The 22276-nt window shown below is 58.6% G+C and carries 21 protein-coding genes and 1 pseudogene; 8 read left to right on the forward strand and 14 right to left on the reverse strand.

Going from position 1 to position 22276, the window contains the following annotated elements:
• Positions 1-9: 9 nt before the first annotated feature.
• The 7 genes from flgK to ACYZTR_RS20495 all read right to left on the reverse strand — a co-directional run bounded on the left by flgK (position 10) and on the right by ACYZTR_RS20495 (position 8698).
• Positions 10-2055, reverse strand: coding sequence for a flagellar hook-associated protein FlgK (gene flgK, locus ACYZTR_RS20465; RefSeq protein WP_461973524.1), 2046 nt, complete (start codon positions 2053-2055; stop codon positions 10-12).
• A 22-nt stretch (positions 2056-2077) separates the two neighbouring features.
• Complete coding sequence (gene flgJ, locus ACYZTR_RS20470) at positions 2078-3379, reverse strand: flagellar assembly peptidoglycan hydrolase FlgJ (RefSeq protein ID WP_461973525.1); 1302 nt, start codon at positions 3377-3379, stop codon at positions 2078-2080.
• Positions 3380-3390: 11 nt separating this feature from the next.
• Positions 3391-4479 (reverse strand): flagellar basal body P-ring protein FlgI, encoded by a 1089-nt coding sequence (locus tag ACYZTR_RS20475; RefSeq protein WP_461979816.1) that lies wholly within the window; start codon positions 4477-4479, stop codon positions 3391-3393.
• Between the two features lie 27 nt (positions 4480-4506).
• A complete protein-coding gene (flgH, locus tag ACYZTR_RS20480) occupies positions 4507-5202 on the reverse strand; it encodes a flagellar basal body L-ring protein FlgH (protein ID WP_149418667.1) in 696 nt (231 codons plus the stop codon).
• A 52-nt stretch (positions 5203-5254) separates the two neighbouring features.
• Entirely contained in the window at positions 5255-6040 is a 786-nt protein-coding gene (gene flgG / locus ACYZTR_RS20485; protein WP_461965232.1) for a flagellar basal-body rod protein FlgG, read from the reverse strand.
• 45 nt (positions 6041-6085) lie between these two features.
• Entirely contained in the window at positions 6086-6826 is a 741-nt protein-coding gene (locus ACYZTR_RS20490; protein ID WP_008146778.1) for a flagellar basal body rod protein FlgF, read from the reverse strand.
• 312 nt (positions 6827-7138) lie between these two features.
• The gene (locus tag ACYZTR_RS20495) at positions 7139-8698 is read right to left on the reverse strand and encodes a sigma-54-dependent transcriptional regulator (RefSeq protein WP_461973526.1); all 1560 of its coding nucleotides are present in this window, start codon (positions 8696-8698) and stop codon (positions 7139-7141) included.
• A gap of 279 nt (positions 8699-8977) precedes the next feature.
• On the opposite strand from ACYZTR_RS20495, the gene phhA reads away from it, so the two are divergent.
• From phhA to ACYZTR_RS20525, 6 genes are all read left to right on the forward strand, one after another.
• Positions 8978-9769: a phenylalanine 4-monooxygenase gene (phhA, locus tag ACYZTR_RS20500; protein WP_461973527.1), complete on the forward strand. Its 792-nt coding sequence runs from the start codon at positions 8978-8980 to the stop codon at positions 9767-9769.
• A gap of 103 nt (positions 9770-9872) precedes the next feature.
• Entirely contained in the window at positions 9873-10229 is a 357-nt protein-coding gene (locus tag ACYZTR_RS20505) for a 4a-hydroxytetrahydrobiopterin dehydratase (RefSeq protein ID WP_461951352.1), read from the forward strand.
• Positions 10229-11422: an amino acid aminotransferase gene (locus ACYZTR_RS20510; protein ID WP_461973528.1), complete on the forward strand. Its 1194-nt coding sequence runs from the start codon at positions 10229-10231 to the stop codon at positions 11420-11422. Before ACYZTR_RS20505 ends, ACYZTR_RS20510 begins: the two co-directional genes overlap by 1 nt.
• Positions 11423-11633: 211 nt before the next feature.
• Complete coding sequence (locus tag ACYZTR_RS20515) at positions 11634-11765, forward strand: hypothetical protein (protein ID WP_461973529.1); 132 nt, start codon at positions 11634-11636, stop codon at positions 11763-11765.
• A 76-nt stretch (positions 11766-11841) separates the two neighbouring features.
• The gene (locus ACYZTR_RS20520) at positions 11842-12024 is read left to right on the forward strand and encodes a hypothetical protein (protein ID WP_461979818.1); all 183 of its coding nucleotides are present in this window, start codon (positions 11842-11844) and stop codon (positions 12022-12024) included.
• 105 nt (positions 12025-12129) lie between these two features.
• Positions 12130-13311: an MFS transporter gene (locus tag ACYZTR_RS20525; protein WP_461973530.1), complete on the forward strand. Its 1182-nt coding sequence runs from the start codon at positions 12130-12132 to the stop codon at positions 13309-13311.
• An 80-nt stretch (positions 13312-13391) separates the two neighbouring features.
• On the opposite strand, the gene ACYZTR_RS20530 is transcribed toward ACYZTR_RS20525, so the two are convergent.
• From ACYZTR_RS20530 to ACYZTR_RS20540, 3 genes are all read right to left on the reverse strand, one after another.
• Entirely contained in the window at positions 13392-14693 is a 1302-nt protein-coding gene (locus tag ACYZTR_RS20530) for a hypothetical protein (RefSeq protein WP_461973531.1), read from the reverse strand.
• 234 nt (positions 14694-14927) lie between these two features.
• Positions 14928-15341 (reverse strand): alternative ribosome rescue aminoacyl-tRNA hydrolase ArfB, encoded by a 414-nt coding sequence (arfB, locus tag ACYZTR_RS20535; protein WP_008010994.1) that lies wholly within the window; start codon positions 15339-15341, stop codon positions 14928-14930.
• Between the two features lie 130 nt (positions 15342-15471).
• Positions 15472-16887 (reverse strand): amino acid permease, encoded by a 1416-nt coding sequence (locus ACYZTR_RS20540; protein ID WP_461973532.1) that lies wholly within the window; start codon positions 16885-16887, stop codon positions 15472-15474.
• An 810-nt stretch (positions 16888-17697) separates the two neighbouring features.
• Here ACYZTR_RS20540 and ACYZTR_RS20545 point away from each other — a divergent pair.
• Both ACYZTR_RS20545 and ACYZTR_RS20550 read left to right on the forward strand, forming a co-directional pair.
• Positions 17698-17835: a hypothetical protein gene (locus ACYZTR_RS20545; RefSeq protein ID WP_461973533.1), complete on the forward strand. Its 138-nt coding sequence runs from the start codon at positions 17698-17700 to the stop codon at positions 17833-17835.
• Positions 17836-17905: 70 nt separating this feature from the next.
• Positions 17906-18870 (forward strand): annotated as a pseudogene (locus tag ACYZTR_RS20550) (M29 family metallopeptidase).
• Positions 18871-18938: 68 nt separating this feature from the next.
• On the opposite strand, the gene rluB reads toward ACYZTR_RS20550, so the two are convergent.
• From rluB to ACYZTR_RS20570, 4 genes are all read right to left on the reverse strand, one after another.
• The gene (gene rluB, locus ACYZTR_RS20555; protein WP_461973534.1) at positions 18939-20210 is read right to left on the reverse strand and encodes a 23S rRNA pseudouridine(2605) synthase RluB; all 1272 of its coding nucleotides are present in this window, start codon (positions 20208-20210) and stop codon (positions 18939-18941) included.
• Between the two features lie 156 nt (positions 20211-20366).
• The gene (locus ACYZTR_RS20560; RefSeq protein ID WP_461973535.1) at positions 20367-20558 is read right to left on the reverse strand and encodes a DUF1289 domain-containing protein; all 192 of its coding nucleotides are present in this window, start codon (positions 20556-20558) and stop codon (positions 20367-20369) included.
• 5 nt (positions 20559-20563) lie between these two features.
• Positions 20564-21541: an SMC-Scp complex subunit ScpB gene (gene scpB / locus ACYZTR_RS20565; RefSeq protein WP_461973536.1), complete on the reverse strand. Its 978-nt coding sequence runs from the start codon at positions 21539-21541 to the stop codon at positions 20564-20566.
• Between the two features lie 11 nt (positions 21542-21552).
• Positions 21553-22251: a segregation and condensation protein A gene (locus ACYZTR_RS20570; RefSeq protein ID WP_282380816.1), complete on the reverse strand. Its 699-nt coding sequence runs from the start codon at positions 22249-22251 to the stop codon at positions 21553-21555.
• Between the last annotated feature and the right edge of the window lie 25 nt (positions 22252-22276).

A 22276-nucleotide genomic window follows, 5' to 3' on the forward strand; every position in this document is an offset into this window, starting at 1 on the left:
TACGACTCCTTAAAGGCTGTTGATCAGCGTGCTGAAAATTTCCTGCGCAGCCTTGATGATCTGCGAAGAGGCGGTGTAGTACTGCTGGTACTTGACCAGGTTGCCGGTTTCTTCATCCAGGTCGACCCCGGAGTGCGAATCGCGGGCACCTTTGGCGTTGGCCAGGATCGCCGTGGTGGCATCGCTGTCAGACTTGCCTTGGGCCGCCTTGGTGCCGACGTTGGTCACCAGCTTGCCATAGGCGTCAGTCAGGCTGATGCCCTTGCTCGCGCTGCCGGTGTCCACGGTCTGCCTGGTTTGCAGCGCCACCAGGGATTGAGCGTTGCGGTTGTCCGAGGACGCCGCACCGATCAGGTTGATCGTGAAGCTTTCGCCGCTCGTCGGTGTGGCACCGACCGTGGTTTGCACGGTGAAGGTCTTCTGCACAGGCGGAACGACGCTGGTGTCCATGATCGCGGCACCCGTGGAATCGACCATGCCCACTTTCAGGTTCAGGGTGTTGCTCTGACCCGGAACAATAGTCCCGGTGCCCATCGGGTTGCCTTTGGCATCGACCAGGTTATAGCTTTGGCTGCCGCCGCTCGCGGCACCGAACACCAGTTTGACGGGCGTCGAGTACTTGAGCGCAGTCTGCAATTCTGCCTGGGACGCCGGGTTGTAGATGTCCAGGGTGGTGGTCAGCGTCGGCTGGGTGTAAGTGCCGGTGTTTTTGGCACTGGTCACGCCAGTCAACGGTGCCGCCGCGGCGATTTTTTTCGGGTCGGTGAGAACGGCCTGGATGCTGCTCGCAGCGCCACGAGTCGGGGTCACCTTGAACGAGTCACCGGCGCTCAACCCGCCGCCGTTGAGCTTCAGGCTGAACCCGTCAATCACCGGAGCTGGCGTGGTCGCGGTGTTGAAGGACCCCATGTCGGTACCGTCAGAACGCTTGACGCTGTAGTCGGTCGCGCTGGTGAACGTCACCTGATAGTCGCTGGTGGTGAGCTTTCCGGTGTCATTGATAGTGACATCCAGGTTGCCGGAACCCGCGCTGTTGCCAGCCTGGCCAATGCTGCGCTGACTGATCAGGGTGGCACTGTTGATGTTGTTGAAAATCGCCGCGCCGAAGTCACCGTTCTTGTCGATGCCTTGCGCCTGCTGACTGTTGATCTGATCAGCCACCACCAGAGCCACACGCCCCAGCTCATTGAGCGAAGGGTCGAGCACTTCCTTGCGGTACGTGAGCAGTCCACCGATTTCGCCGCCGGTGACCACTGAAGTGAGGTCAATGGTGCTGGAGCCACGGTTCATCTGCAGCGCCACGCGCGACGGATCATCCTTGCTTGGCACGGTTTCCAGAGTGTTGGTGGTGTTGCCGACCACCAAAGGCTGACCGCTGCCGACGTAGATGTCGTAGCTGTTGTCGCGCTCGACAACCTGCGCACCGACCAGTTCGGACAGTTGACGCACCGCTTCGTTGCGGCTGTCCAACAGGTCGTTCGGCTGACTGCTGCCGGTGGAAAGTTCGGAGATCTTCTGGTTGAGACTGGCAATCGAAGTGGCCAGCTTGTTCACCTGCGACGCCAAGTCCGACAGGCTGCCGTTGAGGTTGGTGTTCTGGTCGTTCAACTGCTTGGAAACGCTATTGAAGCGGGCGGCCAGCGCCTGGGCACCGCTCAACACAGCCTGGCGAGACGTATCGTCAGTCGCCGAAGTCGATACACCTTGCATCGACGTGAAAAATTTCTGCAGCACACCGGTCAACCCGGTATTGGTGTCAGATAGCGTGGCGTCCAGCGGAGTGGCCTGAGCCTGATACGAGGCTGCTTCGCTGTTGAGCGAGGTCGCGGTGCGCAGTTGCGAATCAAGAAAGCCGTTGTACACCCGACGGACATCAGCCAGCGTTGTGCCGGTGCCAATGAACACATTGCCATACTGAATAGAGCTTTTGGTGCCCTGCACTGTTTGCTGACGTGAGTACCCAGCGGTGTCGACATTGGCAATGTTATTACCGGTGGTCACCAACGAGGAATGGCCAGCGGCCAGCCCCGACATCCCGATGTTGAGCAAACTCATGGTTCAGACCTTATAGCTATGCCTATAGAGGCGTGGTGGTAGCGCCCGCCGCAGCGTAGTTCTGGTAACTCGTCATCTGCTTGGCTATCTGCGAAATCTTGCTTGCGTAGTCCGGGTCGGTTGCGTAACCGGCCTTTTGCAACTCGCGTACAAACTGTTCTGGGTTATCGGCCGACTTCACAACATCTTGATAGCGATTGTTGGTTTGCAGCAGCGTCACAAGGTCATGGAAGCTGTCCTTGTAAGAGCCATAGGAACGGAACTGCGCCGTCTCCTTGACCATCTCGCCATTCCTGAATTCGCTGGTGATTGCCCGCGCCGATTCGCCCTTCCAACTGCTGCTGGCTTTGATGCCGAACAGGTTGTGGCTGCTGCTGCCATCCTGGGCGCGCATGACCGATTTACCCCAACCGGTTTCCAAGGCCGCCTGCGCCACCAAATAACGCGGATCGACACCAATGCGTTCGGCGGCCTCTTTGGCCATCGGCAGCATGGTGTTGACGAATTCGTCGGCGGAACTGAACGCTTTCTTCGCCGGTGCCAGCGGTATTTGCGCCATGGCACGACCATAAACCTGCAGGCGCCCGCTGGATGTCGTATCCGTTTGCGAAGCCAGCCAATCGCCGTTGTACAGGGGGCCGGCACCGGTCTTGGTGCTCTGCGGCATTTGGATGTTGTTCTGCGCCGCCGTGGCGGTCGCGGCAGTGGTCGATGCCGACGGCACCAGCCCTGCGAGCAAGCGGTCGGCCAGTTTCGGCGGCAGCGCCAGACGTCGCTGATTGATCAACGCCATATCATTGTGATGAGCGCCCTCGCCCGCATTTGCCGGCGACTTCACCGAACGCGAAGCCCACAACGGACGCTCGCCATTGAGGCGCGACAGCGGCCCGTTGGTGGCGACCGTACCGGCGGCAATCGGCGTTTCCACGGCGGCTTTCGCGGCAGCTTGCTTGGCGGCTGACGCGGCAGCGGCCTCGCCGGGGGCCAACGGTTTATTCTTCGACATTTGACGCATCAGCACGTCAGCCAGACCGATACCACCGCCCTCACGGGACATGGAAACGGCCAACTGCTGGTCGTACATTTCCTGGTATTGCTTGGCGGCCGGCGTATTGAGCGGATTGTCCTGGCCCAGCGCGTCGGTGGCCGAGCGCATGGACTTGAGCATTTCACCAAGGAACAGCGACTCGAATTCCTGCGCAACTTTGCGCATGTTCGCGTCACTGTCCTTGTCGCCGACCTTGAGCTGGTTCAGACGATTGAGGTCCGAATAGGATCCCGAATCGTTGCTGCTGACACCCAAACCGCCCTTGCGCATATCCATGGTCGTCGTCCTCAGATCACGATCAGGTCGGCTTGCAATGCGCCGGCCTGTTTCAGTGCTTCGAGGATCGCCATCAAGTCACCCGGTGCCGCGCCGACCTGGTTCACCGCACGCACGATTTCGTCGAGGGTGGTGCCCGGACCGAACTTGAACATCGGCTTGGCTTCCTGCTGGGCGTTGACCCGCGAGCGCGGCACGACCGCCGTCTGACCATTGGACAGAGGGCCGGGCTGGCTGACGATCGGGTCTTCGGTGATGGTCACGGTCAAGCTGCCGTGGGTCACGGCGGCCGGGGAAACCTTGACGTTCTGGCCGATCACAATGGTACCTGTACGGGAGTTGATGATGACTTTCGCCACCGCCTGACCCGGGTCGACTTCTAGATTCTCGATGATCGACAAATAGTCGACCCGCTGGCTCGGATCGAGTGGCGCGCTGACACGAATCGAGCCGCCGTCGATGGCCTGGGCAACGCCAGGGCCGAGCATGCTGTTGATCTTGTCAACGATGCGCTTGGCCGTGGTGAAGTCCGAACGATTGAGGTTCAGGGTCAGGCTGTTGCCCTGGTTGAAACCGCTCGGCACCGAACGCTCAACCGATGCACCGCCGGGGATACGACCGGCCGACGGAACGTTGACGGTGATTTTCGAACCATCGCGACCTTCGGCATCGAAACCGCCGACCACCAGATTGCCCTGAGCGATCGCGTAAACGTTGCCGTCGATACCCTTGAGCGGCGTCAGCAGCAAGGTGCCGCCGCGCAGGCTCTTGGAGTTACCGATGGACGCTACGGTAATGTCGACCTGCTGACCCGGCTTGGCGAACGCCGGCAAGTCGGCACTGATCGACACCGCCGCGACGTTCTTCAACTGCACGTTGCCTGAACCCGGCGGCACCTTGATGCCGAACTGCGAGAGCATGTTGTTGAACGTCTGCAGGGTGAACGGCGTCTGCGTCGTCTGGTCACCGGTGCCGTTAAGCCCGACCACCAGGCCGTAGCCGATCAATTGGTTGGAACGCACGCCGGAAATACTGGCGATGTCCTTCAGCCGCTCGGCTTGAGCGTTGAAGGCCGCGGACAGCAACAGGGCGGCCACCATCAGGTGTTTGAAGTTCAACGTAGCCACCTAGAAAGGGAACAGCGGGCTGAGGAAGAAACGGTCGAACCAGCCTGGCTGACTCGCGTCGGCAAACGCACCGGTGCCCGAATAGGTGATCCGCGCATCGGCGACGCGCGTCGACGAAACGGTGTTGTCGGTGGCGATGTCATCGGCCCGAACAAGCCCGGCAATCCGTACCAGCTCATCGCCGGTATTGAGGGTCAGCCACTTCTCGCCGCGCACGGCGATGATGCCGTTGGGCAACACGTCCGCGACGGTCACCGTGATCGAGCCGGTCAGGCTGTTGCTCTGGCCGGACTTGCTGTCGCCCTTGGTCGCACGGTCGCCTTCGTAACCGACGTCCAGACTCAGGCTACCGCTGCCCACGGGGTCACTGGTGCTCAGGCCGCCCCCGAAAAACGAGCTCAGGCCGATGTCGGTCTTGCTGTTCTTGGCGGTTTGCGAGTTAGCGTTCTTGCTGGCCTGGGTGCGTTCGTTCAGGGTGATGGTGATGATGTCGCCCACCCGGAATGCCTTGCGGTCGCTGTACAGGTTCTGTTCAAAACCGGCCTGATAGATCGAGCCGTTATTGGCGGCAGCCGGCAACGGTGTGCGCGGCAACACCGGGGCGTAGTAAGGGTCATTGGGCTTGGGCGGCGGGGCAACGCAGCCCGCGAGCACGACGGCCCCACTCAGTGCCAGAACAGATACAAAGCGATTCATGACCCTACCTCACGGTGTTGCAGGCGACCTCATGGCCGCCTCATAGACTTGATTACAGATTCTGCGTTACGAACGAGAGCATCTGGTCGGCGGTCGAGATCACCTTGGAGTTCATCTCGTAAGCGCGCTGAGTGGTGATCATGTTGACCATCTCCTCAACGGTGCTGACGTTGGAGGTTTCCAGGGTGTTCTGCAGCGTGGTGCCGAAACCGGCCAGGCCTGGGGTGCCGACTTGCGGCGCGCCGCTGGCCGCGGTTTCCAGGAACAGGTTGTTGCCCACGGCCTGCAGACCGGCCGGGTTGATGAAGTCGGCGGTTTGCAGGTTGCCGATCACCTGGGATGCCGGGTTGCCGGCAACGGTGACGGACACGGTGCCGTCGCGACCGACCGTGAAGGTCTGGGCATCGTTGGGGATGACAATGGCCGGTTCCAGGGCGAAGCCGCTGGCGTTGACGATCTGACCGTTGGAATCCAGGTGGAAAGTACCGTCACGGGTGTAGGACGTGGTGCCGTCCGGCTGCAGAATCTGGAAGAAACCGCGACCGTCGATGGCCATGTCCAACGGCTGCTCGGTGGTTTGCAGGCTGCCGGCGGTGAAGTTTTTCTGGGTGCCGACGATGCGCACACCGGTACCCAATTGCAGACCCGACGGCAGTTCACTGTCCTGGGTCGACTGGGCGCCTGGCTGGCGTTTGATCTGGTAGAGCAAGTCCTGGAACTCGGCGCGGTCACGTTTGAAACCCGTGGTCGACACGTTGGCCAGGTTGTTGGAAATGGTCGTCAGGTTAGTGTCCTGGGCGGACAGACCTGTTTTGGCAACCCATAGAGCCGGAAGCATTCGATTCTCCTCGTGCGCCTGTTTTACGGCGCGACGTTCTGATAATTAGCTGATCTGCAAGACCCGAGCCATGGCCTGGTCATCGTCTTTGGCGGTGTTCATCATTTTGATGTGCAGTTCGAACTGCTTGGCCAAGGCCAGCACCGAGGTCATTTCTTCCACGGCATTAACGTTGCTCGACTCGAGGAAACCAGACACCAGCTTGACGTTGGCATCGGCTTGCGCCGGCTTGCCGTCCTTGGTGTGGATCGAACCGTCCAGGCCTTTGGTCATGTTCTTGAAGTCAGGGTTGACCAGTTTGATGCGGTCGACTTCGGCCATCACGCGAGGACCTTCGCCCATCGCACGAATGCTGATGGTGCCGTCCTCGCCCACTTCGATTTGCTGCTCGGGCGGCACGGCAATCGGCCCGCCGTTGCCCATCACCGGCATACCATTGCCGGCCCGCAGCACGCCCAGGGCGTCGACGTTCAGGCTGCCGGTGCGCACGTAGCTTTCGCCGCCGTCAGGGTTCTGCACGGCGATCCAGCCATTGCCTTGCACCGCGACATCGAGGTCTCGACCGGTTTCCACCAGCGCGCCCGGGGAGAAATCGGTGGCCGGACGTTCGGACAAGGCAAACGCACGCGCCGGAAAGCTGTCACCGAACACCGGCATCGAACGAGCCTGCTCCAGGTCTTTCTGGAAACCGTTGGTGGAGATGTTCGCCAGGTTGTTCGCATGAGCCTTCTGCGCCAGTGCATTCTGGCTGGCGCCGGTCATTGCCACATAAAGGTACTTGTCCACACTCTTTCCTCTGCATGCCGGACGTTTGCCGCCCACTGCTGTACTGCTAAGCGATAAGCAATTTGCAGACCAACTTTTTTCTGGCGGCGCTGGCGCCCGGCAAACAAGGGACTTGAGGGGTTTTGCGGGGATTGGGGAAATGTATCGAAGACGAAAAACCGGCGGTGTTATGCCGGTAAGTGGCAAGGATCAGCCTGGACACTGATCGTTCCAACGCTCCGCGTGGGAATGCCTCAATGGACGCTCTGCGTCCGCTCTTGGGACGCGGAGCGTCCCGGGCTGCATTCCCACGCGGAGCGTTGGAACGATCAGTCAGGTGTTGTCTTTACCGACTTCGTATTCACGCAGTTTGTTGGCAATGGTGGTGTGGGAAACACCCAGGCGCTTGCCCAGCTGCCGACTACTCGGATGCTCGGAGTACAAGCGCTCCAGCACCGCTTTCTCAAAGCGCCCGACAATCTCGTCCAACCCGCCCTCGAGCGAGAAATCGCCAAGTGGCTGACGCACGCCGTAATCCGGCAGGCGAATATGCTCGGCCTTGACCGTCCCGCCTTCGCACAGGGAAACGGCCTGGAACAGCACGTTTTCCAACTGTCGCACGTTGCCCGGCCAATGGTAGTGACTGAGCCGCTCCATCGCCGCCGGCGCCAGTTTCGGTAGCGGGCAACCGATCTGCCGACTGGCCTGATCAAGGAAGTGCTCCACCAGCGGCGTAAGCCCATCGAGGCATTCGCGCAGTGGCGGGATGTGCAGCGAAAGCACGTTCAAGCGGTGATACAAATCCTGACGAAATTCGCCGCGCGCGCACAATTCGGACAGGTCGACCTGGGTCGCGCAGATCACCCGAACATCCAGATAAACCTCTTCATCGCTGCCCACACGACGGAAGCAACCGTCCTGCAGGAAACGCAGCAATTTCACCTGCAAGCGCGGGCTCATTTCCCCGACGCCATCGAGAAACAGCGTACCGCCCGCTGTCAGTTCCAGCAGCCCGAGCTTGCCTTCTGCCCTCGCCCCTGCGAAAGCGCCGGGGCCGTAGCCGAACAGCTCCGTCTCAGCCATGGATTCCGGCAGACCGGCGCAGTTGAGCGCCATCAAGGGTGATTGCCCACGCGGACTCGCCAGGTGGCAGGCCCGCGCCAGCAACTCTTTACCCGTACCGGTTTCACCTTCTATCAATAGCGGCGCATCCAGCGGCGCCATGCGTCGGGCTTCGCGCACGACGGCGGCCATCACCTTCGAACTTTGGAAAATACTGTCGAAACCGCGCAGCTCCTGCTTGCGCACGTTATAGATGCGCTCACCGACCCGGTCGGCGCGGTGCAGCGTGAGTACCGCGCCGGCCATGGCTTCGCTGTCGTCATGCTCCGATTGCAGTGGCGCGATGTCGGCGAGAAACACGTCGCCCTTGACCTTCACCCGCAGCCCGTTGATCCGCGATTTGTTGGCGCGCACCAGTTCCGGCAAGTCGAAATCTTCGGCGTAACGCGACAGCGCAATCCCCGGCACCTCATCCACCCGCACCCCGAGCAACTGCGCCGCTGCGCGGTTGGCCGCGACGATCGAGCCGCCCATGTCGATCGACAGCACCGGAAACTCCAGGGCGCCGAGCAAGGCATTGAGTTCCATGTGCCGACGCTCGCTGGGCATCAGGCCTACGCGCTTGACGCCAAACACCCCGGCAATCGATTCAAATTTCGGACGCAAAGCCTGGAACTGAATGTTGATCAGGTTCGGGCAATGCAGGTAGATGGCATTGCCATGCTCACCGCCGACCTCGCCGCGTGCGACGTTGATCCCGTACTCCACCAGCAGGTTGAGAATGTCGCGCAGGATGCCGATGCGGTTCTGGCAGTGGACTTTGATACGCATATAAAGGCCCGAAACAGGAGTGATGAGGGCCTGAGCGAGGAATTTTCTGCGCAGGCGCCAACTTAGTCGTCAAGATTATGTGACACCTGTGCGCGTTTTCAAACCCGCAAATCTCAATAGCTGCGCGACAAGCCTCAAACCGTAACGATTACTTTACGAAAATTGGAGAATTCTCCTACACACGATGCCAATCACCTGCTGCAACGCCGCACACCTTGGCGTATTTCTAGGTCCATAGCAGGACATAACAAGAACGAAATCCCCTAGCAGGAGAGCAGCATGAAGCAGACGCAATACGTGGCTCGCGAGCCCGATGCGCAAGGTTTTATCGACTACCCCGCCGAAGAACACGCGGTGTGGAACACGCTGATCACTCGCCAACTGAAAGTGATCCAAGGGCGTGCGTGCCAGGAATACCTGGACGGAATCGAAAAACTCGGTCTGCCCCACGACCGCATTCCTCAACTCGGTGAGATCAACAAGGTCCTCGGTGAAACCACCGGGTGGCAGGTTGCCCGGGTACCCGCACTGATACCCTTCCAGACCTTTTTCGAATTGCTCGCCAACAAGCAGTTCCCGGTAGCGACGTTTATTCGTACCCGCGAAGAGCTGGATTACCTGCAAGAGCCGGACATTTTCCACGAGATTTTTGGCCACTGTCCGCTGCTGACCAACCCTTGGTTCGCCGAATTTACCCACACCTACGGCAAACTTGGCCTACAGGCTTCCAAGGAAGAACGCGTGTACCTGGCGCGTCTGTACTGGATGACCATCGAGTTCGGTCTGGTCAACACGCCAGAAGGCCTGCGCATCTACGGCGGCGGCATTCTCTCCTCGCCGAAAGAAACCGTTTACTGCCTGTCGGACGAACCTGAGCATCAGGCCTTCGATCCGCTGGAATGCATGCGCACACCGTACCGCATCGACATTTTGCAGCCGCTGTACTTTGCCCTGCCAAACCTCAAGCGCCTGTTCGACCTCGCCCACGAAGACATCATGGGTATGGTCAAGCAAGGCATGCAGCTGGGTTTGCGCGCACCAAAGTTTCCGCCAAAACCAAAAGCTGCGTGATCCGCGACTTTTACGATCAAGTGAGTCTGTCAGGAACCGACGCTTTGCTTTAGCGTGGTGAACTGGCAGCCGATTTCCAATCATTCGATTTCAGGAACCCATCATGTCCACATTGAACCAAGCCCACTGCGAAGCCTGCCAAGCCGGCGCTCCTCAGGTCAGCGACGAAGAACTGCCGGTACTGATCAAGCAGATCCCGGACTGGAACATTGAAGTGCGCGACAGCATCATGCAGCTGGAAAAAGTGTTCCTGTTCAAGAATTTCAAACATGCGCTGGCGTTCACCAACGCTGTCGGTGAAATCTCCGAGGCCGAAGGTCACCACCCAGGCCTGCTCACCGAGTGGGGCAAAGTCACCGTGACCTGGTGGAGCCACTCCATCAAAGGCCTGCATCGCAACGATTTCATCATGGCCGCGCGCACTGACGAAGTGGCCAAGGACGCCGAGGGCCGCAAATAATGCATTTCGACGCCATAGGTCGAGTACCCGGCGACCCGATTCTCGGCCTGATGGAGGCCTATGCGCAGGACCCAAACCCGCGCAAATTCGACCTCGGCGTGGGCGTCTATAAAGATGCCCAGGGCCTGACACCGATTCCCCAGTCGGTGAAGCTCGCCGAGCAACGTCTGGTGGATCGTCAGACCACCAAAACCTACATCGGTGGTCACGGCGAACCGGCGTTCGGCAAGGCCATCATTGAATTGGTTCTGGGTGCCGATTCCCCGCTGATCGCTGAACAACGGGCCGGCGCGACGCAAACGCCGGGCGGCACCGGTGCGCTGCGCTTGAGTGCCGATTTCATCGCCCAGTGCCTGCCGGGTCGTGGCGTGTGGCTGAGCAACCCGACCTGGCCGATTCACGAAACCATCTTCGCGGCGGCTGGAGTCAAGGTCAGTCATTACCCGTACGTCGGCAGCGATAACCGCCTCGACGTCGAAGCGATGCTCGCGGTACTCAACGAAGCGCCGAAGGGCGATGTGGTGCTGCTGCACGCCTGCTGCCACAACCCGACCGGTTTCGATCTGTCCCATGACGACTGGCGCCGGGTGCTGGACGTGGTGCGCAGCCGCGATCTGGTTCCGTTGATCGACTTCGCCTACCAAGGCTTCGGCGATGGTCTGGAACAGGATGCATGGTCGACCCGCTTGTTCGCGGCCGCGTTGCCGGAAGTGCTGATCACCAGTTCCTGCTCAAAGAACTTCGGCCTGTACCGCGACCGCACAGGCGCGCTGATTGTCTGCGCGAAAACCGCTGACAAGTTAGTGGATATCCGCAGCCAACTGGCCAACATCGCCCGCAACCTGTGGTCGACACCGCCGGATCACGGCGCGGCTGTGGTGGCGACCATCCTCGGTGATCCAGAGCTGAAAAGCCTCTGGGCTGACGAAGTGGAAGCCATGCGTTTGCGTATCGCCCAACTGCGCAGCGGATTGCTTGAAGCGCTTGAACCTCATGGGTTGCGCGAGCGCTTTGCGCACATCGGCGTGCAGCGCGGGATGTTTTCCTACACCGGATTGACGTCGGATCAGGTGAGACAACTGCGCGATCATCACAGTGTTTACATGGTCAACTCAGGCCGGGCCAACGTGGCCGGGATTGATGCGACGCGTCTGGATTTGCTGGCCGAGGCGATTGCCGAAGTCTGCAAATAACCTTCAAGCCCTGCACAGGCCCCCTGTGGGAGCGAGCCGGCTCGCTCTCACATTGTTTTGTGTCACTGCTACCAACCTGTCTAGACAACCCCATCCGTCGCAACAAATGGATATAAAACTCTATTTGTCATTTCTCCTGCTGTATCCTTCCCAGGCTTTTTAAAAGCGCGGATCTACCAGATCTATCAACAGACTTTGCGAGGAGCGCGATATGCACGAGATCCCTAATCTCCCCTTCCCAAGCCTGCACGAAACTGAGCAGACGCCCACGCATCAAGCCGGTGCCCAACAGCCCGAGCCGAAAGAAGCCACTGAACGCCGCAAGACCGACAGCGAAGACTGATTCACCTGCAATGCCAGACCGTGTGGAAAGCGCTAACATGCGCTTTCCACACCGCCTGAACCTCGAGTTCCACACCATGACCGACGAATTCAGCGACACCCAAGCCAGCGTACTGATCGGCACCACCGAGAAGATGATCGAGATCTGGAATCGCCTGTCCCCCGAGAAACAAGCCGCCCTCCTGGCCCGTTTCGGCAGCGAAGAAAACGCCTTGGCCGCCCTGGTCACCACGCACCTGGTTGCTCCCCCCAAACCCTGATTCACCCCACCCGGCAAATAGTTTTACTTTTTCCACGACCCGCGGCCGCTCGCGCCGCTATCATAAGCAGCCTATCTATCCTGCTTCCCCGTGGACCTTTTACCCATGTCTGAAAACCAGCGCCCCCTGGCGGTCACGCTGCAAGTCGTTTCCATCGTCCTGTTCACCTTCATCGGCTACCTGAATATCGGCATTCCCCTGGCCGTGTTGCCGGGCTACGTCCACAGCGATCTGGGCTTCGGTGCGGTGATCGCCGGTCTGGTCATCAGCGTGCAATACCTGGCCACCCTGCTCAGCCGTCCTTATGCCGGGAAAATCATCGACAACAAGGGCAGCAAACTTGCCGTGATGTACGGCCTCGCCGGCTGCGGTTTGAGCGGGGTGTTCATGCTGATTTCGGCCTGGACCCAGAGCCTGCCGACCTTGAGCCTGATCAGTCTGTTGATCGGTCGTCTGGTGCTCGGCAGTGCGGAAAGTCTGGTGGGTTCGGGTTCGATCGGTTGGGGCATTGGCCGTGTCGGCGCGGCCAACACCGCCAAAGTCATCTCCTGGAACGGTATCGCCAGCTATGGAGCCATCGCCATTGGCGCCCCACTGGGGGTGTGGCTGGTCGGTGAATTGGGTTTGTGGAGCATGGGCGTGAGCATTGTGCTGCTGGCCGTGTTGGGCCTGGCACTCGCCTGGCCGAAAACCGCCGCACCGATCGTTGTCGGTGAACGCTTGCCGTTCATGCATGTGCTGGGGCGCGTGCTGCCACATGGTTGCGGTCTGGCGCTGGGCTCGATCGGCTTCGGCACCATCGCCACCTTCATTACCCTCTACTACGCGACTCAGCATTGGTCCAATGCGGTGCTTTGCTTGAGCGTGTTCGGTGCCAGTTTTATTGGTGCGCGGCTGCTGTTCGGCAACCTGATCAACCGCCTCGGCGGCTTTCGCGTGGCGATAGCCTGCCTGTCGGTGGAAACCCTCGGCTTGCTGCTGCTATGGATGGCACCGGATGCCCATTGGGCACTGGCCGGTGCGGCGCTGAGCGGGTTCGGCTTCTCGCTGGTGTTCCCCGCGCTGGGTGTGGAAGCAGTCAACCTGGTACCAGCCTCCAGCCGTGGCGCCGCGGTCGGGGCTTATTCGTTGTTCATCGATTTGTCGCTGGGGATTACCGGGCCGTTGGCCGGGGCGATTGCTGCGGGTTTCGGTTTTGCCTCGATCTTCTTGTTCGCCGCCCTCGCCGCCCTGAGCGGTCTGGGATTGAGCGTCTACCTTTATCGCCACACCCCGAGACATCACTGATCGTCACTACACATCAACCATATTGACCGTTCAGCATGCAGAGTCTGAACGGTCAATATCCATAGCCTTGCTCCGTTTTTTCAGCCATGCAAGCGAACAATGGCAAAGCTATCGGGCGACCTGTTCGAACTGGAAACAAACACAATTTTTCGGTCACTTTGAATCGCAAGGTCATGCACAACTGTATCGCCCGCCATCGTAAACCTTCCCTCCACGCCAAATGCAGAGTCCCATCCCATATCCTGCTCGATACTGGCAATGATTGTTCGGCCTGCAGTTTCGCCAAACACCGTATTATGCCCCGCCACAACTACAGTTGATCCCGAGTTATAAAGCGCGGACTTGAATATGACAGTATCCCGCACACTAGCGTCATCACTCAGGACATCACTCCACCCTTGCGAACCAAAGTGCGCGTCCTCTTCACCATTTGATCCTCGACGCTGCAGCGTGACAAAAAGATGTTGAGAAGCTGTATTAGCTGAGGTACCAACAATATGAAATGTGCTTTTATCCTCACGATACAAAACCGCGTTTTGTACACCGGGATTACCATCATAGTAACCAGATACCGCAAATGTTTTATCCAACTTCCCAGCCTTATCGAATCTGGCAACAAACCACTCCCCCTCACCGGCAATACTTGTAGTACCCGCCACTAAAAAACTCTCACCTTGGCGCACCAGGTCTTCGGCTCTGACGGCCTTGTCACTTCGTTTTACTATCACAGATCCCTCGTCACCAAACGCCTCATCAAGGGTGCCATCCCTTTTTACCTTGACCAGATCTGTTCCATCCCATCTGTTGTCGTAACGGAGAGTGGTCAGGATCATGGCACCGCCATCGGACGTCAGTACCATTGACCCCTGATATTTAGAGTCTGCGCGCGACAACCCCGACGCGTTTTCAAAAAAAGTCCTACGTGCATTGTCAGGTACAGGACTCCACATCATGACGCCACGGTCACCAAAACTCGTATCCAGCGGTCCATTCAGCTCGAACCTCGCGAGACCGGTCCTGCGACCATATCCACCCTCACTTATAAAGAAGCCAACCACGATTTTGTTATTATCCGCATCAAACTTAATACTGTAGGGTTGCGCCGAACGCGGTTCAGAAAAATCCGATAATTTGAATCGAGAAGTACCCGCTTCGCCGAAGCTTTCATCCACAACACCACGATTATCAAGCATCACCAGATAGATCGATTCAAACTTGTCAGAGGAGGCTGTGCAGAGGATTCGTCCATCCGACAGAACACAAACGGCGCGAGGCTGTATTTGTATTTCATCCTCAACATACAGATGGACCTTTCCTTCGATCCCGAAGGAGGAATCCAATGAACCTCGAACGGGCTCTTCAATTTTTATTGAATTCGTCATGTCCGCTTTCCTTATCGAATGAAAATTGAGACCTCATTAAATATGAATTGGAAGAGCGACAAACCTGTCAAACATGACAGTGGGAAAGATCCTTTTGAAATAAGCACGATGCTTACTATTCCCGGTATTGTCCAGGCACAAGCCATCAAGACCCAAACCGCTAATTACAAGAAATTCAACGAACGATGACTGAGTGAATCAAGCTGGAAGAATTGGGCGCGCGCAGGCGCAGGTTCAGAAATCCACCTTGCCACGCCCGGCCTTGATGCTGCCGCGCTTGGTCTTTGATTCCAGCCGACGCTTCTTCGAACCGAGGGTCGGTTTGGTCGGGCGCCGTTTCTTTTCGACCTTGGTGGCGCTGAGAATCAACTCGGTCAACCGCTCCAGCGCATCGGCGCGATTGGCTTCCTGCGTGCGGTATTGCTGGGCCTTGATGATCAACACTCCTTCGCTGGTGATGCGGCTGTCCCGCAACGCCAGCAACCGTTCCTTGTAGAACTCGGGCAAGGACGAGGCTGGAATGTCGAAGCGCAGATGCACCGCGCTAGAGACCTTGTTGACGTTCTGCCCACCCGCGCCCTGGGCGCGAATAGCGGTCAACTCGATCTCGGCATCCGGCAGATGCACGTTGTTGGAAATCACCAGCATGGAAAAGCGTCCGTATTCAGAACGCGCAGGATACCCCGAATGAACTGAAAGAATGCGGTCCCCCAGGTTTTGCAGCGCACCACAAAAAACCCGGCACATTGGCCGGGTTTGTTGTTTCTGCGTACTACGCTTACTTCGCGTTTGCAGCCTGCAACGCATGCTGAGCACTGCGCTTGTTCTTGATGCCGTAGCAAACCCACATGAACGCAACCCACACCGGAATCGCATACACCGAGATCTGGATGCCCGGGATCAACAACATGACGCCCAGAATGAACACCACGAACGCCAGGCAGACGTAGTTCCCGTACGGGTACCACAGGGCCTTGAACAGTGGCGTTTGGTGGGTCTTGTCCATGTGCTGGCGGAACTTGAAGTGCGAGAAGCTGATCATCGCCCAGTTGATCACCAGGGTGGCCACGACCAGCGACATCAACAGTTCCAGCGCGTTTTGCGGGATCAGGTAGTTCAGCAACACGGCGATCAGCGTCACCGCCGCCGAAGCGAGGATCGAACGCACCGGCACGCCGCGCTTATCGATTTTCGCCAGAGCTTTCGGCGCATCGCCCTGCTCGGCCATGCCCAGCAGCATGCGGCTGTTGCAGTAGGTGCCGCTGTTGTACACCGACAGCGCGGCGGTCAGGACCACAAAGTTGAGGATGTGCGCGGCGGTGTCGCTGCCGAGCATCGAGAACACTTGCACGAACGGGCTGCCGCTGTAGGAATCACCCGACGCGTTCAGGGAAGCCAACAGGCTGTCCCATGGCGTCAGCGACAGCAGGATGACCAGCGCACCGATGTAGAAAATAAGGATCCGGTAGATCACCTGGTTGATGGCTTTGGGGATCACAGTTCTCGGTTTGTCGGCTTCCGCTGCGGTGAAACCGAGCATTTCCAGGCCGCCGAAGGAGAACATGATGATCGCCATGGCCATCACCAGGCCGCTGACGCCATTCGGGAAGAAGCCGCCGTGGGCCCAGAGGTTGGTCACCGACGCTTGCGGGCCGCCGTGGCCACTGACCAGCATATAGCTGCCCAGCGCAATCATGCCGACGATGGCCACGACCTTGATAATCGCGAACCAGAACTCGGCCTCACCGAAGACTTTGACGTTGGCCAGGTTGATCAGGTTGATCAGGACGAAAAATCCGGCGGCCGATACCCAGGTCGGGATCTCCGGCGCCCAATAGTGGATGTACTTGCCGACCGCGGTCAGCTCCGACATGCCCACCAGAATGTACAGAATCCAGCAGTTCCAGCCCGACAGGAAACCGGCGAAACCGCCCCAGTATTTATGGGCGAAGTGGCTGAAGGAACCGGCCACCGGCTCTTCGACGATCATTTCGCCGAGCTGGCGCATGATCATGAACGCAATGAAGCCACAGATGGCGTAGCCGAGGATCATCGACGGGCCGGCGGATTTCAGGACGCCGGCCGAACCGAGGAACAACCCGGTACCGATCGCGCCACCGAGGGCGATCAGTTGAATATGGCGATTTTTCAGGCCGCGTTTCAGCTCGCCTGAATGCGAGTTTTGTCCACTCATGAAAAGGGTCTCACGTTCAGCGTATTTGCAACGGTCATGCGTCACCTGTTTGTTTTTATCTGTGACGAAATCGAACCCGACACGTTTGTGACGCGGCGGAGTGAACAAGGCGGATAGCCTTGAGGTTTGCGCAGATGCGCAGGAGGTCACAGTTAAAACGCGGCGCATTGTACACCTGTAACCCCCTGCTGCCAGACACCACTGGATCAGCGTGTCGATTGCCGGGATTGCCAGTGTCCGCCTCGAGTGCCTCGGGCGACTGCAAAAATTGAGTCAGACCTTTGCAGGTCTCTGACGGGAGCAATGGAAAAATCGCCCCACGGGGAGAGATGAAGATGAGTCACGGCGTACATTGCGCCTCCTTCTTGTTATGCACCTGCACGACAGGCATGGAGCGCATCTCACCCTTCAACCGCGTCTGAAACAAGCGGGCCAGAGCCCTGCGGACGGGTTAGTTAGCTGCTGGGCGGAAGGTTTTCCTTACATCGCTTTCGCAAGCCTCAAACCAAGGGCTTTGAGGCTTGATTCCGTCAGCATTTCTTTACATGCCGTAACGTAAATTTTCCGTATCAGATCTGGATGTAAGCTGACTGTAAATTGACGGTAGGACGTTTCCTTATAAAAAGGTCGAGTTAGTTTTTTGTTTTTTATTAACAAATTGTCTCTTATAAAACAGAATAAAAAGTTCAAAAAATCTTATTTAACTATTTTTTTGCATTTCAAAAACCTCTGAACTAGGTTTTAGCGACTTGCCGAGCCGCATCGATCGGCAAGTTGTTCTTACTCAAAAGTCATCAAGGATGATTCACCATGCAAGCACTGGACAAAGACTTGGAAACTGAACTGCAGCTGGACGATTGGTTTGAAGCACCGCCCCATGAAGCCGCCGTTGAAATGATGCAAGCCGACGCGGTTGTTCCGTTCGGCACGGCGATGTGGCCTTTGTAAGAAAGGCTCGGCAGGCACGATCCGGCCGGTGGTGCCTGCCACTTTTTCTCGGTTGGTCAGGGAGGACTACATGGATAAGCAACGCGCCATCTCGCATTTCCTTTACTACCTCAAACAACACCCTGCCCTTGCCGGCATCAACCCGGCGAAGGTTTTGCTCGGCCACACGGCTGATTACGAAGCACACACCTGCGCCATCGCCGAACAGGCTGGTAACAGTCAGCCATTCAGCTTTCGCGCCATGCGCCTGGACCTCGAACCCACCGACTTGCTGGCCCAGGCGATAGCCGACGGCGATCTGTATATTTTCTTTTACGACTCTTCCACCCTGCCCAACCCACGCCCCGACGGCCCGGAATTTGTCCGCGCGCTGCAAGGCGTGATGGCCGAGAACTGGAAGAAGTCGCTGCTGTTCAAGGATTACGGCGATTACTTCTACGACACCTTCAGTGTCACCCCGCAGCGCATTGCCGGGTTGAACAGCCACTTGATCCAGCGCATGTCTCACGCCACCACGTTGAGTTTCAAAGATGATCACGGTTCATGTTCGAAACACCGTTGAGCAGCATCAAGAAGTGGACCGACATTAACGGTGTCGGCAACTTCGACCTGGCGCCCGGTGAAATTGCCACGCACAGCGAAGCCATTAACGGGCGGGTCAAGTTCATGGGGACTTTTCTCGGCACTATTCCATTCGCCCGCAAGTACGGGGTGCTGGAGTCACCGCTGGAACTGTGGATCGAGAATTCGACCATCAGCAAAATCGCCACCGAGGTGCCCGGGCTGAAACATGACTTCAACAAGTATCTGGAAGCCAATCCATCCAATCGACGGATCGAGGAGTTGGGGATCGGCACCAACGAAGGCGTGAAGACGTTGTATGCACGCAATGCCGGGTTCGAGGAACGTCATTGCGGCCTGCATCTCGGACTGGGTGGTGGCGCGAAGGGCAGCCATCATCTGGACCTGATCTTCTCCATCGGCGTGTTGGCGCTGGATGATGAGCCGGTGTTTGATGGGCGGTTTGTGTTTTAACTTCCCGACAGCCAGACCAAAAAAAACGCCAACCCGAAGGTTGGCGTTTTCTATGGGGCGCTTACCAATTACTCAGGCTTGCGACGACCGAAGCCCGGACGCTGACCCGAACCGGCTGGCGCACCACGGCGCTTGCCCGATGGCGCATCCTTGTCGACCAGAACGATGCCTGGGCGTTTCTTCGGCGCTGGCTTGGCCGGGCGCTTGGTATCAGAAGGACGGTCTGCCACTGGCGTACCACGACCAGCTGGAGCACCGCGATCGCTACGACCGCCGCTTGGCGCACCGCGACCTTCGCCACGCTCAGTGCGACCGTTGGCCGGACGCGGCGTGCGTGGACCGCGCTCGCCATCCGCACGTGGCGCTGCTGGTTTGCGGGCGGGGCGCTCGCCTTCGATTTGCGGTTCACGGGAGTCACGCGGTGTAGCAGCGGTTTGGTTACCGATGGCTGGACGCAACGAACGCACGCGCTCGGTCTTGCCCATTGGACGCGACGATTTACGCTGCATGCGATCGAGCTTATCTTTGCTCTTGGCGTTCATCTGCGGCATGGCCACAGGCGTCAGGCCCACTTCAGCACTCAGAATGTCGACTTCGTACTGGCTCATTTCGCGCCAGCGACCCATCGGCAGGTCGGAGTTGAGGAACACCGGACCGAAACGCACGCGTTTCAGACGGCTGACCACCAGGCCTTGGGATTCCCACAGACGGCGGACTTCGCGGTTGCGACCTTCCATCACCACGCAGTGGTACCAGTGGTTGAAACCTTCGCCACCTGGAGCCTGCTTGATGTCGGTGAACTTGGCCGGGCCGTCTTCGAGGACGACGCCTGCCTTCAGACGCTCGATCATCTCGTCATCGACTTCGCCACGCACACGTACCGCGTATTCACGGTCCATTTCATAGGAAGGGTGCATCAGGCGGTTGGCCAGCTCACCATCGGTGGTGAACATCAGCAGACCGGTGGTGTTGATGTCCAGACGGCCGATGTTGATCCAGCGACCTTCTTTTGGGCGCGGCATCTTGTCGAAAACGGTCGGACGGCCTTCCGGGTCAAGGCGGGTGCAGATTTCACCGTCGGGTTTGTTGTACATGATCACGCGGCGTACCGACTCGGCGGCTTCTTCGCGCTTGATCACCTTGCCATCAATGGTGATGGCGTCATGCAGGTCGACGCGCAGGCCAAGGGTGGCGTCTTTGCCGTTGACCTTGATGCGGCCGTGGCTGATCCAGGCTTCTACGTCACGGCGCGAGCCGACGCCGATACGGGCGAGGACTTTCTGCAGTTTCTCGCCTGCTGGGCCGATTTCCTGGTCGTCTTTCTGGTCTTTGATACTCATCTGGGCACCTCCCGGTGTGATCTGTTCAGGCAGCTCTGAAGTGAGGGTCCTGAAGAGTTGAAAGCTGGGTACTCGGGCGAAGGGATCGCTCGAGGGTCGCGAATCATACGCTCATGAGGGCATTCGCGCATCAGAGACTAGCTGATCAATGAAGACTTACTTGGTTTTCCGCCGACCGGTGGCGCCCAGTTTGATCAGCCTGAGCGATGCTTCGGCGAGGACCGTGCGCTTGTCGACCTTGTCGAGCTTCTTCCACGCCTTGATCTCGCGCTTGCTGCGGCCACAGCCGACACAGATGTCGTCGGTGAATTTGCAGACGCTGATGCAGGGGTCTTTGGTTGAGCTCATGTTGATCAATCGTCTTCAAATTCGCGGCGTTCGGCCTCGATCGCTTCGGCGAGGGCCCGGGCTTCGGCTTCTTCGTCGGTCAACTCGGGCGTGGGTTTCGGTTGTTCGAGAGCAGCCACAGCGGCCAGTAGTTTTTCGCGAGCTTGGGCGACGCCAAGCACATCGTCTTCCTGCTCTTCGTCGATTTCGGCTTCCGGCTCGCCCTGAAGTTCAACTTCGATTTCCGGCTCAGCCTGATCCGGGCCTTCCTCAGTCATAGTCACCGCTTCATCGCGCAACAAATCGTCGAAGTCTGTCTTGAGCCCCTCCTCCATGGTGTCCAGTTCCAGCAGCAACGTATGGAAACTGGTTTCTTCCTTCGGCTCTTCCGGTTCCGCGCTGGCGTCGGCCAATGCTTGCAGACCGACAGGCACCGGCGCGTCGTCGAAATCGAGCACCGGATCAGGTTCAAGCTCGCGCAATTCAGCCAGCGGCGGCAAATCGTCGAGGTTTTTCAGGTTGAAGTGATCGAGAAAGGCCTTGGTGGTCGCGAACATCGCCGGCTTACCCGGCACGTCGCGGTAACCGACAATGCGAATCCACTCGCGCTCAAGCAAGGTTTTGACGATGTGACTGTTAACCGCCACGCCCCGCACGTCTTCGATCTCACCCCGGGTGATCGGCTGGCGATAGGCGATCAGGGCCATGGTTTCGAGCATGGCGCGGGAATAGCGCTGCGGCCGCTCTTCCCACAATCGTCCTACCCACGGCGAGAATTTTTCGCGGATCTGCAAGCGATACCCGGAAGCCACTTCCTTCAGCTCGAAGGCGCGGCCGTCGCAAGACTTGGCGAGAATCGTCAGGGCTTTCTTGAAGACTGGCGGCTCAGGCCGCTCGCCCTCTTCGAAGAGTTCGAACAGGCGTTCAAGCGATTGCGGTTTTCCCGAGGCCAACAGAAAGGCTTCAAGCAGTGGCGCCAGCTCGCGGGGTTCAGTCAGGTTCATGATTCAACTCGTTATTCGGCTCGGGCCCGGACATGGATCGCCGCGAACGGCTCATTCTGCACCAGCTCGACCAAGGATTCCTTGACCAGTTCGAGGATCGCCATAAAGGTCACCACCACCCCCAGACGCCCTTCTTCAGCGGTGAACAGCTCGACAAACGGCACGAAACCACCGCCCTTGAGGCGTTCCAGTACATCGCTCATGCGTTCGCGCGTGGACAGCGCCTCGCGGCTGACCTGGTGGCTTTCGAACATGTCGCCACGGCGCAGCACCTCTGCCATGGACAGCAGCAGCTCTGACAGACGCACGTCCGGCAATAACTTGCGCGCCAAGGCTTGCGGGGCATCCAGCTTTGGCACCACCACATCGCGGCCCACGCGGCTCAGGCCATCGATGCCTTCGGCAGCGGCCTTGAAGCGTTCGTATTCCTGCAAGCGGCGGATCAGTTCGGCGCGAGGGTCGTCTTCTTCGGCCTCGATCGTTTCGGCACGCGGCAGCAGCATCCGCGATTTGATCTCGGCCAGCATGGCGGCCATGACCAGGTACTCAGCGGCCAACTCCAGGCGCACCGACTGCATCAACTCGACATAGCCCATGTATTGCCGAGTGATTTCCGCCACCGGGATGTCGAGAATGTTGATGTTCTGTTTGCGGATCAGGTACAGCAGCAGATCCAGAGGGCCTTCGAACGCTTCAAGGAAGACTTCCAATGCGTCAGGCGGAATGTACAGGTCC

The organism is Pseudomonas sp. Hz4 (assembly GCF_054898165.1).